Genomic DNA, 19,342 nt, shown 5'->3' on the forward strand with positions numbered 1-19,342 from the left:
AAAACAAAAAGGGCTTGCTCAATGAGCAAGCCCTTCGGATATTAGCGGTTAAATCTAGTCTTCTAGATCGCCACAGAAGCGGTAACCTTCGCCGTGGATAGTGGCGATGATTTCTGGCGTACCTGAAACAGACTCAAAGTGCTTACGGATACGACGAATCGTTACGTCTACAGTACGGTCGTGTGGCTTAAGTTCACGACCAGTCATCTTCTTAAGAAGATCTGCACGAGTTTGAATCTTACCCGGGTTCTCACAGAAGTGCAGTAGTGCGCGGAACTCAGAGCGAGGTAGCTTGTAGCTATCACCAGCAGGGCTTACTAGAGAGCGGCTGTTGATGTCTAGTACCCAACCGTTGAATTCATACTTTTCTACCGAGCGCTTCTCTTCTTGCACCGCGTTAGAGCTCATTGAGCGACTAAGTAGGTTACGTGCACGAATAGTTAGTTCACGTGGGTTGAATGGTTTAGTGATGTAGTCATCTGCACCAATCTCAAGACCTAGGATCTTGTCTACTTCATTGTCACGGCCTGTCAGGAACATTAAAGCAATGTTCGCTTGCTCGCGTAATTCACGCGCTAGTAGAAGGCCATTCTTGCCTGGAAGATTAATGTCCATAATAACCAAGTTGACTGAGTTATCAGACAACACTTGGTGCATCTCTTCACCGTCACTGGCTTCAAAAACAGCGTATCCCTCTGCTTCAAAAATACTCTTAAGAGTGTTACGAGTTACTTGCTCATCTTCAACGATAAGAATCTGCGGGGTTTGCATTGGCGGTACCTAAATTTGTGACAAAATTGTGCTAATAGAATAAATTCTAGGCAAAAATATAACATACAGGTAATGTGATTTTGATAATAAATCAAGTTGATCAAAAAAACACTTCTTTCAGTTATCCGCCCTCCATGGAATTTTGCCAACTCACCAGTATCCAATGGCGACGTTTATTCTAAAGGGCTTGTTTACCTTTCATTTCCTGCTTTCAGTGGGGCCTGAAACGTAAACACCCTAAGATATTGAGCGGATTTTATATTGTTAACAGCATGCTAACAATGCTCAAATGTTAATTCCATTCAGTTTGTTGATTTATATCAATTGATGAAATGTAACTGTTATTAATCGTTTAAGACTTATGATAGAAAAAAGTAATACGAACATAGACGCATCGTTATGGAATGCTTATTCAGAATCTTTTTTCAGATTCGAAGCCGAGTGGCGTGTTTCAAACTATGCTGTGATAACCGCTTGGAACCCATACAGTAACTTGAGGTCCAAAGAAGAGAACAGCATAAACAATCACGCGTTAGAAAAACAGCTACAGCACGTTAATTACGCGCCTGTCACGGTAGGTGATAGCGCTTTTACATGGTATGAGGAAAGCTTTGCCGTCGAGTTGTCGCCAGAGGTAGCCGTTGAATTGGCGAATGACTTTCAACAAAACGCGATTTATTACGTCATTAATGACCAACTTTATCTTATTGCGTGCTCGCAGCCGAAAGTTTTTCATACGTTAGGCTCCATTAAGCCTCGACTCGTATAGAAGGTATAGAAAAGGATACTGCTCACTGAAGCATCGCTTGGGTGAGAAAATTCACGGAGGAAATATGAGAGACATTACACCCGATATTTGTGACCAATTTGAAGACCAAGTGAGCTTGCTTACTTTACCATTGCAGAACTTTGGTCAACGTAGCGCTTTTTACGGTGAAATCGTTACGGTGCGCTGCTATCACGATAACTCGAAAGTGCGTGAAGTACTGGGCGAAGATGGAACGGGTAAAGTATTGATTGTTGACGGACATGGATCGTGTCAGAGAGCATTACTCGGCGATCAATTAGCGATACTCGGAATAGAAAATGGGTGGGAAGGCATCATTGTCTATGGTGCAATACGCGATGTAGCACAAATATCTCAAATGGACATTGGCGTTCAAGCTCTTGGCACCAACCCGTTTAAAACAGAGAAACGCGGGATAGGAGAGGTAAACGTAACCTTAACGATGCAAAACCAAATCGTTCAACCTAAGCACTACGTTTACGCGGACTGGAACGGTGTATTGATTTCTAAGCAAAAGCTGGACTTCTAAAAACGAAAGCCTAAACCAACCTCAAAGCCTTGTTGCCAATCTTGGTAATCAAGAGTCGCGTGAAGATCCAGTTTATCGGTAATTTTTACGCGACTTGATACTTCAGCCGCGAGGCTGCTGTCGTCTTGGCGAATACCTTCCGCTGTTTCGTTCTTGTAAGAGCGAACTGTACTTTTCAGCGTGACACGATCATTAAAGTGATAGCTGATCCCACTCAAAAAACCACTTTGATTTTGGGTAGGAGAGTTATTGACTCGCGCACCGACATAAACGTCTACCGAATCAAAAAGTTCGTAAGCGTAACCCGTATCGATATTCCAAACATCAAAACTGTCAGACTGATAACTGTCGCTGGAAATGAATAGTTTATGAGGAGAAGGGGATGTTTTACCTGGAAGCGGCGGAAGCTCGTTTGCTAGACAAACACCAGGCACAAAAAACAGCAACAGAAAAAGCCATCTTTTCATGTTCACCACTCCTTGTGTCAACTTTTTTATTAGTATGCGCCCAAAGCTTCTCACTATTAAAGCATAGAATATGAAAGCTAGCTCACCTATTTTCTAAATAATTCGATCCTATGAACATAAGTCACAGTTAAGTTGTTGTTATGTGTCACAACCCTCTCGAATTATTTGATCGTACGTTTTATGGCAAAGATCAGACTAGTTATTAGATAAAAAACCGAACTGGTGATGATGGTTAAGTCCTTTACAAAAACTAACTGTAGATTTTCAAATGATCAATAATGTGTAATTAACTATAAATATCAATGACATTGCTTAGCAGAAATCTCTGAAAGATGGAAAAACAAACAATTTTTTGTTGACTATGTATCAGAAACTCGGTAAACGTAGAGTTAAGCAAACACAATTAACGTTGAATATTTATTTATGCCATCTAACAGCCTAGTAGTAATGACCACGACCATTATTATTACCGACACGACACATGTTGGGGCAGGCTGCTGAGCGAAAGAAATTCACAAAAAAGGCCTGTATCCAACAAGATACAGGCCTTTTTTTATGCTTTTTTATCCAGAATTTAGACAAATTTAAGAAGATATACCGGAGGAAGGGATGCGAGTATTGAAGTTTGGCGGATCATCACTAGCTGATGCAGATCGCTTTTTGAGAGCGGCAGACATTATTGCCAATAACGCTCAACAAGAAGAAGTGGCGGTTGTTCTTTCCGCTCCTGGTAAAACAACAAACAAATTGGTTTCGGTCATTGAAGGCGCATTGCGCAATGGTGAAGCAGAACTACAAATCAAAGAATTGGAGGAGTCGTTTAAAACGCTCTTCACTCAAGTCCAAGCAGTACTACCCAATATCGATGGTTCAGCTTTCGATAACCAAGTGAAAACTTCTCTCTCTCAATTACGCCAATTCGTTCATGGCATCAATCTTCTTGGCATGTGCCCAAACAATGTTAATGCACGTATTATTAGCAAAGGCGAACGCGTTTCGATTCAATTGATGAAAGCAGTGTTAGAAGCCAAAGGCCAGCCTGCACATCTTATCGACCCAGTTGAATACCTATACGCAAAAGGTGATCACCTTGAAGCCATGGTTGATGTAGACGTTTCAACGCAAAACTTCCGCCAAAACCCTCTTCCTCTGGGCCATGTGAACATCATGCCAGGCTTTACCGCAGGTAACGAGAAAGGTGAATTGGTAACACTTGGTCGCAATGGCTCTGATTATTCAGCGGCGGTTCTTGCAGCGTGTCTGCGCGCAGATTGTTGTGAGATCTGGACAGACGTAGATGGTGTATACAACTGTGACCCTCGTTTAGTAGAAGATGCTCGCCTGCTTAAATCTCTTAGCTACCAAGAAGCAATGGAGCTTTCTTACTTCGGTGCTTCCGTTTTGCATCCGAAAACCATTGCTCCTATCGCGCAGTTCCACATCCCATGTCTGATCAAAAACAGCTTTAACCCACAAGGTGCAGGTACCCTGATTGGGCAAGACACTGGTGAAGACAATCTGGCGATCAAAGGTATCACGACGCTAAACGACCTAACCATGGTTAACGTCTCCGGCCCAGGTATGAAGGGTATGGTTGGCATGGCAAGCCGCGTATTTGGCGCAATGTCTTCCGCTGGTGTGTCTATTGTTCTTATTACTCAGTCTTCTTCTGAGTACAGCATTAGCTTCTGTATTGAGGCAGAAGATAAAGCAAAAGCGCAACAAGTACTGGCCGATGCGTTTGAGTTGGAACTGAAAGATAGCTTATTAGAGCCGGTCGAGTTTATTGATAATGTTTCAATCATAACGTTGGTTGGTGACGGCATGCGTACATCGCGCGGTGTTGCATCTCGCTTCTTCTCATCTCTTGCTGAAGTGAACGTAAACATTGTAGCCATCGCACAGGGCTCATCTGAGCGTGCTATCTCAGCCGTGATTCCTGAAGATAAAATCTCTGAAGCAATCAAAGCGTGTCACGAAAACCTCTTCAACTCTAAGCACTTCTTAGACGTATTCGTGGTTGGTATTGGTGGCGTTGGTGGTGAGCTGGTGGATCAGATCGAGCGTCAACAGGCGAAGCTTGCGGAAAAAGGCATCGTTATTCGCGTGTGTGGCTTGGCAAACAGCAAAGGTCTTTTACTTGATAGTGAAGGTCTGCCACTCGAGCATTGGCGTGATCGTATGTCGGCAGCGACAGAAGAGTTCAGCCTAGCGCGTTTGATTTCTTTGGTTCAACGTAACCACATCATCAACCCAGTATTGGTTGACTGTACATCAAGTGAAGATATCGCGAACCAATACGCTGATTTCTTAGCTGCTGGTTTCCATGTCGTTACACCAAATAAAAAAGCAAACACAGCAAGCATGGCTTACTACCATCAGCTTCGCGATGTTGCGCGCAGCTCTCGTCGCAAGCTGATGTACGAAACAACTGTGGGGGCGGGTCTACCGGTAATCGAAAACCTGCAAAACCTAATCTCAGCGGGTGATGAGCTAGAGCGCTTTAGCGGTATTCTTTCTGGCTCTCTGTCATACATCTTCGGTAAGTTAGATGAAGGTATGAGCCTAAGTGAAGCTACTAATATCGCAAAAGAAAATGGTTTTACTGAACCGGATCCTCGTGATGATCTTTCTGGTATGGATGTCGCGCGTAAGCTTCTGATCCTAGCTCGTGAAGCAGGCATGTCTCTAGAACTAGAAGACGTTGTGGTTGATCAAGCACTGCCACCAGGTTTTGATGATTCTGGTAGCGTTGATGAATTTATGGCGCGTTTACCTGAAGCAGACGCTTACTTTAAAGAATTATCTGCAAAGGCAGCGGAAGAAGGCAAAGTACTGCGCTACGTTGGTGAGATTAATGAGGGCAAGTGCACAGTAAGCATCGCAGCGGTGGATGAAAACGATCCAATGTATAAAATCAAGGACGGTGAAAACGCACTGGCATTTTACAGCCGTTACTATCAGCCAATCCCACTAGTGTTACGTGGCTATGGTGCAGGCACCGAAGTAACGGCTGCGGGTGTATTTTCTGACGTGATGCGTACTTTAGGTTGGAAACTAGGGGTATAACAATAATGAGTTCAAGTGATATGGATGTAGTGGTTTATGCCCCAGCATCAATTGGTAATGTAAGCGTTGGCTTTGATGTGCTGGGGGCGGCCGTGTCTCCAGTGGATGGCACACTATTGGGTGACCGTGTATTGGTGAAATCTGGGGCTGATCCGTTCAGCCTTAAAACGGCGGGTGATTTTGTTGAGAAATTGCCAACTGAACCAAAAGACAACATCGTCTACGACTGTTGGCTCGTGTTTGCTCGTGAGTTAGACAAAAAAGGCGTTGAGCTAAAACCACTTGAGATGACGCTAGAAAAGAACATGCCAATTGGCTCTGGTTTAGGCTCAAGTGCATGTTCTATCGTCGCTGCATTAGATGCATTGAACCGATTCCATGGACAGCCACTTAACGAGACAGAATTATTGGCGCTGATGGGAGAGATGGAAGGCAAGATCTCTGGTGGTATTCACTACGACAACGTTGCGCCATGTTACCTTGGTGGTGTGCAACTGATGCTTGAAGAGTTGGGTATCATCAGTCAAGAAGTGCCTTGCTTTGATGATTGGTACTGGGTGATGGCGTATCCGGGTATCAAGGTATCAACGGCGGAAGCGCGTGAGATCCTACCATCTCAATACCGCCGACAAGATATCATTGCTCATGGTCGCCACCTTGCGGGCTTTATTCATGCGTGTCATTCTGGTCAGCCAGAACTTGCTGCAAAAATGATCAAAGACGTGATCGCAGAACCGTATCGTGAGAAACTGCTTCCAGGTTTTGCGAATGCACGTCAATACGCAGCGTCTGCGGGTGCATTGGCAACCGGTATTTCTGGCAGTGGTCCGACACTGTTCAGTATTTGCAAAGAGAAAGATGTCGCTGAGCGAGTTGCTCGCTGGTTAGAACAAAACTACGTACAAAACGAAGAAGGATTCGTCCACGTTTGTCGTCTAGATAAGCAGGGTTCGAAAGTAACAGGAAGTGAGCTATGAAGCTTTACAATATAAAAGAAAATGATGAACAAGTTTCCTTTGGCCAAGCCGTTCGCCAAGGGTTAGGCCGTAACCAAGGTCTATTTTTCCCATCGGAATTACCAAAATTTGAAGATATCGATGCGCTGCTTGCAGAAGACTTTGTCTCTCGTAGCACTAAGATTCTATCGGCGTTAATTGGAGATGAACTTACAGAGGAGCAAGTGAATGCTCTTGTTGATGCTGCATTCCAATTCCCTGCGCCTATCAACCAAGTAAAAGATGGTGTTTACGCACTGGAGCTGTTCCATGGCCCAACGCTTGCGTTTAAAGACTTTGGTGGTCGCTTTATGGCGCAATCTCTTGCAGCCGTTTCGGACGGTGGCAAGATCACCATTCTGACAGCAACTTCTGGCGATACTGGCGCAGCCGTTGCGCATGCTTTCTACGGTATGGAAGACATCAACGTTGTGATTCTTTACCCGAAAGGTAAGATCAGCCCACTGCAAGAGAAGCTATTCTGTACGCTTGGTAAGAACATCCATACTGTCGCGATCGATGGAGACTTCGATGCGTGTCAGGCACTGGTCAAGCAAGCTTTTGATGATTCTGCACTGCGTGAAGAGATCGGTCTGAACTCTGCAAACTCAATCAACATCAGCCGTTTGATGGCGCAAATCTGTTACTACTTTGAAGCCGCTGCGCAAATGAGCAAGCAAGAGCGTGAAAACCTAGTGGTATCAGTACCAAGTGGTAACTTTGGTAACCTAACTGCTGGTCTACTGGCAAAAGCGCTGGGCTTGCCTATCAAACGCTTTATCGCTGCAACGAATGCCAATGACACTGTTCCTCGCTACCTAGAAACAGGTAAGTGGGAGCCAAAACCAACAGTCGCAACAACATCGAACGCGATGGACGTGAGCCAACCAAACAACTGGCCTCGTATTGAAGAGCTGTGCCGCGTGAAAGAGTGGGGCTTGGAGACGTTAGGTAAAGGCGCAGTATCTGATGAGCAAAGCGCACAGTCAGTGAAAGATTTACATGCTCTAGGCTACCTATGCGAACCGCATGGTGCGATTGCTTACCGAGTGCTTGAAGAACAATTGCAAGACGGTGAAACCGGTCTGTTCCTATGTACTGCTCACCCTGCGAAGTTCAAAGAAGTCGTGGATGATATTCTAGAATCCGATATCGAGCTTCCTGCGCCACTAGCGAAGCACGCTGCGATGGAGCTGCTATCGGAAGAGCTCGACGCAGACTTTGACGCATTGAAACAAGTACTGCGCCGCGTGCAGTAAGCTTCAAAGTATAGTAAGTATCAAAAACAGAAATAACGAGAGGTGAATGAGTAATCATTCACCTTTTTTATTGTCGGTAAGTTTTGACTCTCTTTATGATTGAGAAACGAACTTAACTAAATGAGATGGAAAGAGAAGCATGCATTTTTTGATTTTTCTTGGCTCAGTGAGAGACAGCACGCCACCACGACCAGCCCGTTTAGGAATGCGAGTCAGTAAAGCGTGTGAAAAACTCATCGCGAGTCAACATTCGCAACATACGGTCGAAATCATCGACCCTTTGAATTACGACTTTGGTGATGTGTTTAAGCCCGAGTTTGCTTATCACCGCTCTAAAGTTCCGCAGCACCTAAGTGAGCTGGCAGACAAAATCAAACATGCGGATGGGTATGTGATGGTTAGCCCGGAATATAACCATTCGATGAGTCCTGCTCTGGCGAACACGCTTAACCATTTCGGCAGTTCGCTGTTTTCTTACAAGCCGAGTGCTATCGTGACCTATTCTGCCGGACAATGGGGTGGTGTTAGAGCTGCCGTTTCTATGCGTACCTTCTTATCTGAACTTGGATGTCTACCTGTCTCTGCGATGATCCACATTCCGAAAGCGCAAGAAGTGTTTGATGAACAGGGCGTTGCTGAGGATGAGTCGGAGCAGACGCAGTGGGACAACTATATGAATCGCACTATGCATCAATTGATTTGGTGGGCAGAAGGGGCGTCACTGCAAAGAGATAGGCGTGATCCAACCTCTTTAGCGCAAGCGTTTCAGAAAGATCCTTCGCAAAGAAATGCACCTTAGAGGCGAGTTGCTTTCCATTATAGAAAGGGTTTAGAAGGATTCTGAAACAAAAAAAGCTTGGTCATTGCTGACCAAGCTTTTTAAATTCTAGCGAGCTAGTTTACTGAGAGATTATAGAGTCTCAGTAAAAGTACGAGCGATTACATCACGTTGTTGCTCTGGAGTTAGCGAGTTAAAACGTACTGCGTAACCAGAAACACGAATAGTTAGTTGTGGGTATTTCTCTGGGTGTGCAACTGCATCTTCTAGTGTTTCGCGTTTAAGCACGTTCACGTTTAGGTGTTGGCCGCCTTCGATACGAGGAGCAGTTTCGATTGCAACTTCACGGCTTTCGTATTCACCTAGGTCGCTGATTGCGATAACTTGGTCTGCTTCGTAGCCAGCAGTTGCAGCAACACAACGAGCTTCATTTTTTTCGCTATCTAATAGCCAGATAGAGTTTAGTAGGTCGTCGTTTGCCGCTTTTGTAATTTGGATACCTTGGATCATCACTATCTCCTAGACCACTTACGTGGTGATTATTGGTGTTAATTTTCGAATTTTCGTTGAGCTGAGTATTATATAGCTAATATCCACTATTTTAATATTGATTTAAGTCAAAAAACAACCAAAAACATTATTTTTATTAAGGTAATTTTATTGAGTTAAATCAATAAAACCTTTGAAAACAAACTAATTACAATTTATTTGATAATATAAAAAATATTTAATAACTAGTTTTGTTGTAAATTTACTACAAATTGAGATTAAAGTTTAAACTGGTTAACGCAACTATCTGTATTTAGGTAGCAATACTGAAAGTCTAAAGTGATTAAATGACAAACATGAAAAACAAGCTTGGGAATAAACTCATTGGTGCACATGTCTCTGCTGCTGGTGGGGTCGATCAAGCTCCGTTGAGAGCTCGTGAAATTGGCGCGAATGCATTCGCACTATTTACAAAAAACCAACGCCAGTGGGTGGCGAAGCCTTTAGAAGCAAAAACCATCAGTGCGTTTAAAGCGAACTGTAAAATGCTGGGTTTCGGAGCAGAACATATTCTTCCCCATGATTCTTATCTGATTAACTTGGGTGCGCCGGAAGAAGAAAAGCTGAATAAATCCCGCGCGGCATTTATTGATGAAATGGAGCGTTGTAATCAGTTAGGGCTGACTTTGCTTAACTTCCACCCGGGTAGTCACCTAAAGAAAGTCTCTGAACAGGAGTGCCTCGCAACGATCGCCGAGTCGATCAATCTTGCGCATAAAGCGGTGCCGAATGTGATCGCTGTTATCGAGAATACGGCAGGTCAAGGCACTAACTTAGGCTGGAAGTTTGAGCACCTTGCTGAAATCATCGAGCAAGTGGAAGATAAAGATCGTGTCGGCGTTTGTATTGATACCTGCCATACCTTTACGGCTGGTTATGACTTACGTACAAAAGAAGATTGCGAGCGCACCTTTGCAGAGTTCGACCGTATCGTAGGTATGCACTATTTAAGAGCAATGCATCTAAATGATTCAAAAGTAGAGTTTGCCAGCAAAGTAGATCGCCACCATTCGCTAGGTAAAGGAGAGATCGGGTGGGATTGCTTTGAGTACATCGCGAAAGACCCTCGTTTTGATGGTATCCCTCTGATTTTGGAAACAATTGATCCAGATATTTGGCAGCAAGAGATCAACACATTGCGTCAATTCCATTTAGCGGCCATTGCCAGTTAATGGCGTAACCACAAAGTTGGCACCTTTCTTTCTTAGTCATTGAACATCAATCTCTGAATTAGCAAAGAAGGATGCCAACATGTCTCGACCACTCTCTTTTACTCCTTATGCTTTCACTCGTCGCGTGCTTCGCTTACCGATGCCTAATCGTCACATTACCGGACAGGGGCATTTTCGAACGCCACAGAAGCATTAGTCTTTTATTACTTGTCTCAAGTTCGTGGTAAGTTTTTGTTTGTTTGAGTTTCGCTCGTTAGAATAGAAGCAAAATTTAGGACAGGAACTTTCCATGAATCAGTCACCCACTTGGCACGATGTGATCGGCGAAGAGAAAAAGCAGAGCTACTTTGTAGACACCTTGAATTTTGTTGAAGCCGAACGCGCCGCAGGCAAAGCTATTTTTCCTCCCGCAAAAGATGTCTTTAACGCGTTTCGTTTTACCGAGTTCAAAGACGTTAAGGTCGTGATTCTAGGACAAGACCCATACCACGGCCCAAATCAGGCGCATGGCCTGTGTTTCTCTGTACTTCCTGGCATTAAAACGCCACCGTCACTGGTTAATATGTATAAAGAGCTGGCGCAAGATATTGAAGGTTTCCAAATCCCTCAGCATGGTTTTTTGCAAAGCTGGGCTGAACAAGGCGTATTGTTACTCAATACGGTATTAACGGTGGAGCAAGGTAAAGCGCATTCACATTCAAAGACAGGTTGGGAAACGTTTACTGATCGAGTGATTGAAGCCATTAATCAGCATCAAGAAGGTGTAGTGTTCTTGCTGTGGGGGTCACACGCGCAGAAGAAAGGTCGTTTTATCGATCGCAATAAGCACCATGTGTTAGCTGCCCCACACCCATCGCCACTTTCTGCACATCGAGGCTTTTTCGGTTGTAAGCATTTCTCTCAAGCAAACCAGTTGCTTACATCACAAGAAAAAGCACCAATTAACTGGCATTTGCCATTAACGGTATAAATGAAGAGACAGCGATCATGGATGGTATGATCGCTGTTTTTTTGAGCACGCTCGAGGCTGATAGTAAATTTCTCATGTACACTTACTAAAAGTAGGTGTTAAGGAGAGACGCTATGATGATCGAAAGAATTCGACGCGAACATGGTTATATGGTTCGTCTGTTGGCGATACTGCGCCATAAGCTTAATGAGATAAAAAAAGAACGTGTAATCAACTATGCGTTAGTAAGCGAGATTGTTGATTACCTCTCTAATCATTCGGAGAAAGTACACCACCCGAAAGAAGATATCCTCTATCACCACTTTCTTGAACACTATGGTAAGCAACAAACCATGGAAAATTTAGAGAAAGAACATCTAGAGTTAGCGAGTAAAACCAGAGAGTTTTCATCCGTGATAGAGATGATCCTTCAGGATGCCGTTGTGCCACAAGACATGTTTGTCGCTCACCTAGAAGATTTCATAGAATCGCAAAGGCACCACTTGGAGCTAGAAGAGCGAAAAATTTTGCCTCTCATTGAAGAGTTATTTACCACAGAAGATTGGCAGCATGTCGAGAGCTTATGGAGCGTCAGTGAGGATGATCCTGTGTTTGGTGACACGATTGCTGATCGTTATAAGCAGTTGGCCGAACGTGTTCGTCAAAGTGATACTGAATATGTTTAAGACTGAATGATGAAACCTGAGCGAGCGAAAGCCGTCTCTCGGGTTTGTGAGATACATTTCTTATTTATTGGGAATCAACCGAAAATTTAGTGTGCATATTTCTCGGCAAAAAGTACGGAAGATTCTCATTGAGTAATAATGGTATTCATACTTAAACCTTGGTACATAAACTCACGGTGTTTACGGTCACTGTAAACAAAAAACAAAAGGCACCTGTAAGGTGCCTTTTGTTTGAATTAGAGTTTAATGTCTTCCAAGTTATAATCGGTACAGACATCAAGTTCGCGCAGCTCTTTAAGCAAATTGCGTCTGTCGTTCATCTCTTCTATTTCACGCCACTTTCGCTTTACTGGTTTGGCACGAGATTTGGTTGTTGAGGTAGTATCCAGATTAAAAATGTCATCTAGTTGAAAGCCTTCCATAAGCCACCTTTACCTTTCTTAAGCTAAACTGTTGTAACCAGTCCTTGTGGAGTTTTTTTAGTACCACAATAGCCGTGAGAATAACCATGATATATTTCGCATTTGTGTCGGTAGCATGACATTTTCGTGCAAAAATATTCTCAAAATCACACTTTTTATTGCAACGATGTGGATAAAAAATGCACAAACGATCTCAAGAAAACGATTAAATAGAGAGATTTTCTATGTTAATTCGATTTGATGAATGGGTGCACTGCGCAAAGGTTAAAGTTGCATAAAATCAGTTTGATGAAATAGTGTTCAATTAGATGGTAAGTCACTAGCGTAAATTTATGTAACACCTTGTGAATACTAGCTTGTTCTTGTTTATACGGTTTACCATTCCATTTAATGAAGAATAATTATTTATGTTGGTGTTTGGTAATTGAAATGTTGCGCAGTTTGAGTGTTAAGTCTTCTATTTATGTTATTTTTTGGTGACTTTATAGTGAAAAATAACAATGTTATTCTTATTGTTGCATATTGATTTTTGCGCTCCTAGGTTGCATTATCCGCCCGTCAAAAAATACGCTGGTACGTAAAATGGATGCATGAAGCGACGTTTACGATTCTAGATTGCCCATAAACATTACTTAAAAAGCTAAGCACACTTTGACACTTAGCAGGCAATTTGGTGGATGGCTAGGACGCATAGACTGGCGCAACTCACTTTGAGGTACACATGACAGACTTAATCAATTTGATGAACGATCTCCTCTGGGGCTCGATTCTGGTTTATCTTCTTGTTGGTGTTGGTATTTACTTCACCGTTCGATTAGGGTTCATTCAGTTCCGCCATTTCGGCCACATGTTCTCTGTTCTTAAGAACAGCCGTAAAGCAGACAAAGCTGGTATTTCCTCTTTCCAAGCGCTTTGTACTAGTCTTGCTGCACGTGTTGGTACAGGTAACATGGCGGGCGTTGCAGTTGCATTGACTGCGGGTGGTCCTGGTGCGATCTTCTGGATGTGGCTGATTGCAATGCTTGGTATGGCAACATCGTTTGCTGAGAGCACACTGGCGCAGCTATACAAAACCAAAGATGATGATGGCAACTACCGTGGTGGCCCTGCCTACTACATGGAAAAAGGCCTGGGCATGCGTTGGATGGGCGTGTTGTTCTCAGTTTTCCTAATCATCGCTTTTGGTTTGGTATTCAACGCAGTACAAGCTAACTCAATTGCCAATGCAATGAGCAACGCATTTGGTTGGAATAACCTGTATGTCGGTATTGCCGTTGTTTTACTGTCTGCAATTGTTATTTTCGGTGGCATCAAGCGTATCGCAAGAGTTGCTGAGATGATCGTTCCGATCATGGCACTACTTTATCTAGCCCTAGCGTTGTTCATCATGTTCTCTAACCTAGAGAAATTACCTGATGTATTGATGCTTATCTTTAAGAGTGCATTTGGTCTGCAAGAAGCAGCAGCAGGTGGTCTTGGCTACGCAATTGCACAGGCAATGATTAACGGTATCAAGCGCGGTCTATTCTCGAATGAAGCAGGTATGGGTTCTGCACCTAACGCGGCAGCTTCAGCAACACCTTACCCACCACACCCAGCGTCTCAAGGTTACGTACAGATGCTAGGCGTGTTCATGGACACGATCGTTATCTGTTCTGCAACAGTGGCTATCATCCTGATGTCTGGTGAGTATGTCGGTCAAGCAACAGAAGTGACGGGTATCGAGCTAACTCAGCGTGCATTGAGCTCACAAGTTGGCGATTGGGGCGGCATTTTTGTTGCTGTGGCAATCTTCTTCTTTGCGTTTACTTCAATCATTGCAAACTACTCGTACGCTGAAACGAACTTAATCTTCCTAGAGCACAATCACAAAGCGGGCTTAAGCATTTTCCGCGTTATTGTTCTTGGTATGGTGATGTTTGGTGCACTAGCTTCGTTACCAGTCGTATGGTCGCTTGCTGACGTCTCTATGGGTCTGATGGCGATAGTCAACTTGGTGGCGATCATCTTGCTATCTGGCATCGTGATTAAACTGGCAAAAGATTACAACCGCCAGCTTGGTGAAGGCAAAGTGCCAACATTTGATGCGAATGACTTCCCTGAGCTGAAATCTCAGCTTGAAGAAGGCATTTGGTACAACGATAAAAAAGACTAAGTGAGCTATCACTCATAGTTGAAAGCTATTAGTACGATGTAAAAAGCCATGCAGACAATGCATGGCTTTTTTTGTACCCTATTAAAAACAAAATTAGAGAAGGGAAAGTCATGCTTATCGTAGTTTCTCCAGCGAAGACTCTTGATTACGAGTCTCCGTTAGCGACAGAAAAATTTACTCAACCTGAGTTGGTCGAATACTCAAAAGAGCTTATTGATGTTTGCCGCAAACTGACTCCTGCTGATGTTGCCTCTTTAATGAAAGTGAGCGACAAGATTGCCGATTTAAATGTGGGCCGATTCCAAGAGTGGAGTGAAACGTTTACCACGGAAAACTCACGACAAGCCATTCTTGCATTTAAAGGTGACGTTTACACAGGGCTAGACGCCGAAAGTTTATCTGAAGCGGACTTCAAATATGCTCAAGATCATCTGCGTATGCTATCGGGTCTTTATGGTTTACTAAAACCACTTGATTTGATGCAGCCATACCGTCTTGAAATGGGTACCAAGCTTGCAAACGACAAGGGTACGAACTTGTACCAGTTTTGGGGCAATGTAATTACGGACAAGCTTAACGAAGCGATTTCTGCTCAAGGTGATAATGTCCTTATCAACCTTGCATCAAATGAATACTTTAAAGCGGTTAAGCCAAAGAATTTAGATGCGCAAGTGATCACGCCAGTATTCAAAGATTGTAAGAATGGTCAATACAAGGTCATCAGTTTTTACGCGAAGAAAGCGCGCGGTATGATGGCGCGTTACATCATTGAAAACCGTGTTGAGAGCGTGGCAGACCTGACTAAGTTTGATACGGCGGGTTACTACTTTGTGGAAGATGAATCGACGCCAACAGAGTTAGTATTTAAACGCGAAGAGCAAAAATAAAGCTGATTGAGACGTAATCGACGTTAATCTCTATCAGCACAAACGAAAAAGGGTTGGCATTGCCAACCCTTTGTTATTTTCTAGCTTGAGCTACTTGGCCCCAACAAGATTACTTCTTCTTAGCGGTTTTCTTTTTCGCTACTTTTTTCTTGTCGTCTTTTTTCTTTTTCTTCTTAAACACTGGCTTTTTGTGTTTAGGACGCATCTCTTTCACGAAACGCTCTTTGATGTCTTCCTTCACGTAGCGCGCAACGCGATCCATCATTTGTTGGTCGTGTGCTTCTACGATTGAAATAGCGTTACCTTTCTTACCTGCGCGAGCAGTACGGCCGATACGATGAAGGTAAACATCAGCCGTGCGTGGCATGTCGTAGTTGATAACGTGTGATACATCCGGAAGATCGATACCACGCGCAGCAACGTCCGTCGCGAGCAGCACATTCACAGTTCCATCGCGGAAGCGAGAAATCGCATTGTTACGACGATCTTGCGGCATTTCACCTTGAATCCAAGAACATGGAATCTGTGCACTTTCAAGCTGCGCTCGTAGCTCAGCCAAACGCTCACGAGTCTTTAAAAAGACGATAGTGCGCTCAGCTTGCTGAGTAATAATGTGTTTTAGTAATTCCAGTTTGTGTTCAGCATCATCAGCTCGGTGGTACCACTGAGCAATTTTCTTACGCTCACGCAGCGGCGATTTTGCATCGATCTCTGCTGGGTCATTCAACAGATCAGCGGTAAAGCCTTCTACGCCTTTCCCTTCTAACGTTGCTGAGAACAGAAGGGTTTGCTTACGCCAGCGACATTCGTTAGATAGGCGATCGACAGTAGGAGCAAAACCCATATCTAGCATACGGTCTGCTTCATCAAGGATTAACCATTCGATTGCACGACAATCAAAACGTTCTGCATCAATGTATTCTTTTAAACGGCCAGGTGTCGCAACCACAATGTCTTGCGTTGTTGCAAGGATGTCGGCGTGCTCTTGGTACTGAACACCACCAGTGATGGTGAAAATGTTGAGTTTGGTATTTTTTGCCAAAGCACGTGCTTGATCGGCAATTTGCATCGCCAGTTCGCGAGTAGGCGTTAGGATCAAAATACGCGCAGGCCCAGGCTTACGACGAGGGAAGTCTTGCAAGTATTGCAATGCTGGCAGGACGAAGGCGGCCGTTTTACCAGTTCCTGTTGGCGCTGACGCTAGAATGTCACGACCGTCCAACGCTTGTGGAATCGCTTCTGCCTGAATTTTTGTTGGGCGTTCATAACCCATCTCTTCAATGGCTTCAAGTAGGTTTTGGTCTAGATCAAGTTCAGCAAAGGTTCTGATCACAATGAGTTCTCCACAAGCAAAGCTTGGTTAATGGTTCGCCACAACAGCATAGAATACAAAAAGGTCGCACATTATAAAGTGATTGGTGATAAGGATCACATGTTATTTCACATCTTAAGATAAAACTCGCGAGTTAACTGGATGAAATCATCACTATAGCGGTCATTTGAACGGATAATTAAATGTGACGTTTGCGAATCGCAAGGTCGTTTTGACAGTTCAAATAACAATCGGTTTACTGGTTTCTTTTCTGATGGTTGCACACGACAGATCCTCGATAGATACCAACCTTGGTTTAATGCTAGCTCAATGAACTGCTCGCCTTCGGTGATTGGCAACACAAAACTAGCTCTCCCTTCGTCATCAAGCAAATGATAGCAACGCTGTAGCAATGCGTTATGGCCTAGCGTATCAGTGTGCCTCGCGGTTGCACGTTGACTGTGTTTCGATTGCTCGCCGCTGTTGAAGTAGGGCGGGTTACAAATGATGCGTTGGAATGGATGTGTCGGCGTAAAGTGCAGTATGTCGGTGTGATGCACACTTACACGATCTGACCAAGGAGACTGGGCCATATTTTTTTGCGCGGCAGCAACGGCTGTTAATTCGATATCGACCGCGGTTATTTGAGCTTCCGTAAAGCGTTGAGCACACATCAGGGCAAGCAGGCCAGTGCCAGTGCCAATATCGAGAATTTTAGCGTCGTTAGGGCTTTGAATCCAAGCACCAAGCATTACCCCATCTGTGCTGACTGGCATACCACTCTCGCCACCCTCAATACAAAATTGCTTAAAATTGAAGCCTTTAGTTTTCAGTTTTTTGTTCTTCATGATTGTTTTATATTTGCTCAATAATTAAGTGGATTGCTCTATTGTTTATTAATTGTATAGATTGTTGTTTTGTTGGTTATTAAATTGTATTGTTAATTGATCGAGATAAAGAACTGGTCTGTTATTTGGATCTGGTTATATCCACTGCTTTTAAGTTTGAAAACTAAATTAATATGGTGTTTTTTTCTTAAAGGTTGCCAAATGATGAGTCTTTCGTCATTATGCGGCGAAAATTTTATAGATTGAACCACGTGTACTTATTGACTTTAGGTATACAAAAAGTGGTCTAAGCATACACAACATTCATTAATTAAAAGACAAGGGTTATCTGTGAAGCAGACGTTAAAACTAACAGATATTATCGCAGTAGGCTTTATGCTATTTGCGTTCTTTTTAGGTGCGGGCAATATTATCTTTCCACCTCTAGCGGGTCAGTTAGCGGGTGAAAACTTAATGCCAGCTATGTTTGGTTTCTTGCTAACAGCGGTAGGTCTACCTCTTATTACTATCGTTGCTATTGCTGTTGCTGGTGGTTCTTGGGATCACTTGACGCAAGATCTTCCGAAAAAAGCGGCAGTTCTTATGGCTGCACTGATTTTCATCATCATTGGTCCTGCGTTTGCAGCGCCTCGTACTGGCCTAGTGGCTTACGAGATGGCGGTGAAACCTTTCTTCCTTGAGGCGTCACAAACGCATCTGACAGCGTTCTCAGTGATCTTTTTTATCGCAGCGATGATGTTCTCATGGTTCCAAGGCCGCTTGATCGATCTTATCGGTAAAGTACTGACACCAGCATTGTTCGTTGGTTTGATCATTCTTGCTGTCGCTGTCTTCCTTGATCCTCAGGGCGATATGATTGGCGCGCACGGTGAATACCTAACGCAGCCTCTGACCAAAGGCTTCTTAGAAGGCTACAACACAATGGATACGTTCGCGTCATTGATGTTTGGTATGCTGATGGTTGATGCACTGCGCGGTAAAGGCATTACTGAGCGCTCTGCAACTACTAAATATCTGATCTATGCAGGTTGTATTGCTGCTGCTGGTCTTGCGTTTGTTTACATCTCACTATTTTACTTAGGTGCGACGAGTGCAACGGTTGCTGCTGGTGCTGATAATGGTGGCCTAGTGCTTAGCCAATACGTTCAAGCGTTGTTTGGTCCATACGGTCAAATCGTTCTGTCTGTCATCGTATTGCTAGCGTGTCTGACAACCGCGATTGGCTTGATTTCTGCGTGTTCAGATTTCTTCAGCTCGAAAACACCACTGTCATACAAGCAATGGGTACTGATTAATGGTTCTGTTTGTGCATTGGTTGCAAACGTTGGTCTTGCGCAGCTGATTTCGCTGTCAGTGCCAGTATTGTTTGCGCTGTACCCTGTGGCGATTGCGTTGGTTGCACTAACATTTGTGCGTAGTAAACTGCCGAATCCACGCTTTGCTTACCGTGCAGTACTGCTTGTATCTCTGCTGTTTGCGTTGGTTGATGCGGCAAAAGTATCGGGTATTGATGTTTCTGCGTTTAACATGTTGCCACTATTCGAAGTCGGCATGGGTTGGGTGCTTCCAACATTTGCGGCTATCGTGTGCATGTTCTTCATCGCGAAACCTCGCCCAGAGCTAGCACAAGAAACCGCGTAATCACTTCGCGTTATCAAGATAATAAAAAGCCCGATGAATTACTTCATCGGGCTTTTTACTTTTTAA

19 protein-coding genes and 1 other annotated feature are annotated in these 19,342 nt (G+C 43.8%); of the genes, 13 read left to right on the forward strand and 6 right to left on the reverse strand.

The features are described 5' to 3' along the window. Positions 1-54: 54 nt before the first annotated feature. On the reverse strand, positions 55-771 hold the full coding sequence (gene arcA / locus R7P74_RS08760; protein WP_005381824.1) for a two-component system response regulator ArcA: 717 nt from the start codon (positions 769-771) through the stop codon (positions 55-57). Between the two features lie 361 nt (positions 772-1,132). On the opposite strand from arcA, the gene R7P74_RS08765 reads away from it, so the two are divergent. Continuing rightward, entirely contained in the window at positions 1,133-1,540 is a 408-nt protein-coding gene (locus R7P74_RS08765; RefSeq protein ID WP_053306886.1) for a DUF3293 domain-containing protein, read from the forward strand. Positions 1,541-1,604: 64 nt separating this feature from the next. Continuing rightward, on the forward strand, positions 1,605-2,087 hold the full coding sequence (locus R7P74_RS08770) for a putative 4-hydroxy-4-methyl-2-oxoglutarate aldolase (RefSeq protein ID WP_005381822.1): 483 nt from the start codon (positions 1,605-1,607) through the stop codon (positions 2,085-2,087). Here the strand turns inward: R7P74_RS08770 and R7P74_RS08775 are convergent. After that, complete coding sequence (locus tag R7P74_RS08775; protein WP_047102035.1) at positions 2,084-2,554, reverse strand: hypothetical protein; 471 nt, start codon at positions 2,552-2,554, stop codon at positions 2,084-2,086. The two genes, R7P74_RS08770 and R7P74_RS08775, sit on opposite strands and share 4 nt — an antisense overlap. A gap of 423 nt (positions 2,555-2,977) precedes the next feature. On the opposite strand from R7P74_RS08775, the gene thrL reads away from it, so the two are divergent. From thrL to R7P74_RS08800, 5 genes are all read left to right on the forward strand, one after another. Beyond that, positions 2,978-3,055, forward strand: a complete 78-nt coding sequence (thrL, locus tag R7P74_RS08780) for a thr operon leader peptide (RefSeq protein ID WP_074192076.1) — start codon at positions 2,978-2,980, stop codon at positions 3,053-3,055. Next, positions 2,991-3,110 (forward strand) — a sequence feature (Thr leader region). Its footprint overlaps the gene before it by 65 nt. Before the next feature lie 53 nt (positions 3,111-3,163). Continuing rightward, on the forward strand, positions 3,164-5,623 hold the full coding sequence (gene thrA / locus R7P74_RS08785) for a bifunctional aspartate kinase/homoserine dehydrogenase I (RefSeq protein ID WP_104978801.1): 2,460 nt from the start codon (positions 3,164-3,166) through the stop codon (positions 5,621-5,623). Between the two features lie 20 nt (positions 5,624-5,643). Next, the gene (gene thrB / locus R7P74_RS08790; protein WP_033906103.1) at positions 5,644-6,600 is read left to right on the forward strand and encodes a homoserine kinase; all 957 of its coding nucleotides are present in this window, start codon (positions 5,644-5,646) and stop codon (positions 6,598-6,600) included. Then, positions 6,597-7,877, forward strand: a complete 1,281-nt coding sequence (thrC, locus tag R7P74_RS08795) for a threonine synthase (RefSeq protein WP_005381818.1) — start codon at positions 6,597-6,599, stop codon at positions 7,875-7,877. The genes thrB and thrC overlap by 4 nt, the downstream gene beginning before the upstream one ends. 139 nt (positions 7,878-8,016) lie before the next feature. Then, positions 8,017-8,676 carry an NADPH-dependent FMN reductase gene (locus R7P74_RS08800; RefSeq protein ID WP_158159563.1) on the forward strand — a complete coding sequence of 220 codons (660 nt, stop codon included), beginning with the start codon at positions 8,017-8,019 and terminating at the stop codon, positions 8,674-8,676. Between the two features lie 111 nt (positions 8,677-8,787). Here the strand turns inward: R7P74_RS08800 and grcA are convergent, their stop codons facing one another. Further along, positions 8,788-9,165 (reverse strand): autonomous glycyl radical cofactor GrcA, encoded by a 378-nt coding sequence (gene grcA / locus R7P74_RS08805; RefSeq protein ID WP_005381814.1) that lies wholly within the window; start codon positions 9,163-9,165, stop codon positions 8,788-8,790. A gap of 326 nt (positions 9,166-9,491) precedes the next feature. Here grcA and nfo point away from each other — a divergent pair, with 326 nt between their 5' ends. The 3 genes from nfo (at position 9,492) to R7P74_RS08820 (ending at position 12,011) form a co-directional block, all read left to right on the forward strand. After that, positions 9,492-10,376, forward strand: a complete 885-nt coding sequence (gene nfo / locus R7P74_RS08810; RefSeq protein WP_005382844.1) for a deoxyribonuclease IV — start codon at positions 9,492-9,494, stop codon at positions 10,374-10,376. A gap of 289 nt (positions 10,377-10,665) precedes the next feature. Then, positions 10,666-11,346 carry a uracil-DNA glycosylase gene (gene ung, locus R7P74_RS08815; RefSeq protein ID WP_005382846.1) on the forward strand — a complete coding sequence of 227 codons (681 nt, stop codon included), beginning with the start codon at positions 10,666-10,668 and terminating at the stop codon, positions 11,344-11,346. A 113-nt stretch (positions 11,347-11,459) separates the two neighbouring features. Continuing rightward, entirely contained in the window at positions 11,460-12,011 is a 552-nt protein-coding gene (locus R7P74_RS08820; protein ID WP_005381807.1) for a hemerythrin domain-containing protein, read from the forward strand. A 236-nt stretch (positions 12,012-12,247) separates the two neighbouring features. Here the strand turns inward: R7P74_RS08820 and R7P74_RS08825 are convergent, their stop codons facing one another. Beyond that, complete coding sequence (locus R7P74_RS08825) at positions 12,248-12,433, reverse strand: DUF3545 family protein (RefSeq protein ID WP_005381805.1); 186 nt, start codon at positions 12,431-12,433, stop codon at positions 12,248-12,250. Positions 12,434-13,154: 721 nt separating this feature from the next. On the opposite strand from R7P74_RS08825, the gene R7P74_RS08830 reads away from it, so the two are divergent. Continuing rightward, positions 13,155-14,588: an alanine/glycine:cation symporter family protein gene (locus R7P74_RS08830; protein WP_005381800.1), complete on the forward strand. Its 1,434-nt coding sequence runs from the start codon at positions 13,155-13,157 to the stop codon at positions 14,586-14,588. A 110-nt stretch (positions 14,589-14,698) separates the two neighbouring features. Next, complete coding sequence (gene yaaA / locus R7P74_RS08835; protein WP_062730737.1) at positions 14,699-15,475, forward strand: peroxide stress protein YaaA; 777 nt, start codon at positions 14,699-14,701, stop codon at positions 15,473-15,475. 109 nt (positions 15,476-15,584) lie between these two features. Here yaaA and srmB read toward each other — a convergent pair whose 3' ends face one another. Then, positions 15,585-16,808, reverse strand: coding sequence for an ATP-dependent RNA helicase SrmB (srmB, locus tag R7P74_RS08840; RefSeq protein ID WP_225473431.1), 1,224 nt, complete (start codon positions 16,806-16,808; stop codon positions 15,585-15,587). Positions 16,809-16,915: 107 nt separating this feature from the next. Further along, positions 16,916-17,635 (reverse strand): tRNA1(Val) (adenine(37)-N6)-methyltransferase, encoded by a 720-nt coding sequence (locus R7P74_RS08845; protein ID WP_225473433.1) that lies wholly within the window; start codon positions 17,633-17,635, stop codon positions 16,916-16,918. A gap of 330 nt (positions 17,636-17,965) precedes the next feature. Between R7P74_RS08845 and brnQ the strand changes: the two genes are divergently transcribed. Continuing rightward, positions 17,966-19,276, forward strand: a complete 1,311-nt coding sequence (gene brnQ, locus R7P74_RS08850) for a branched-chain amino acid transport system II carrier protein (protein ID WP_005381792.1) — start codon at positions 17,966-17,968, stop codon at positions 19,274-19,276. Positions 19,277-19,342 lie beyond the last annotated feature (66 nt).

The organism is Vibrio sp. 2033 (genome assembly GCF_033339735.1).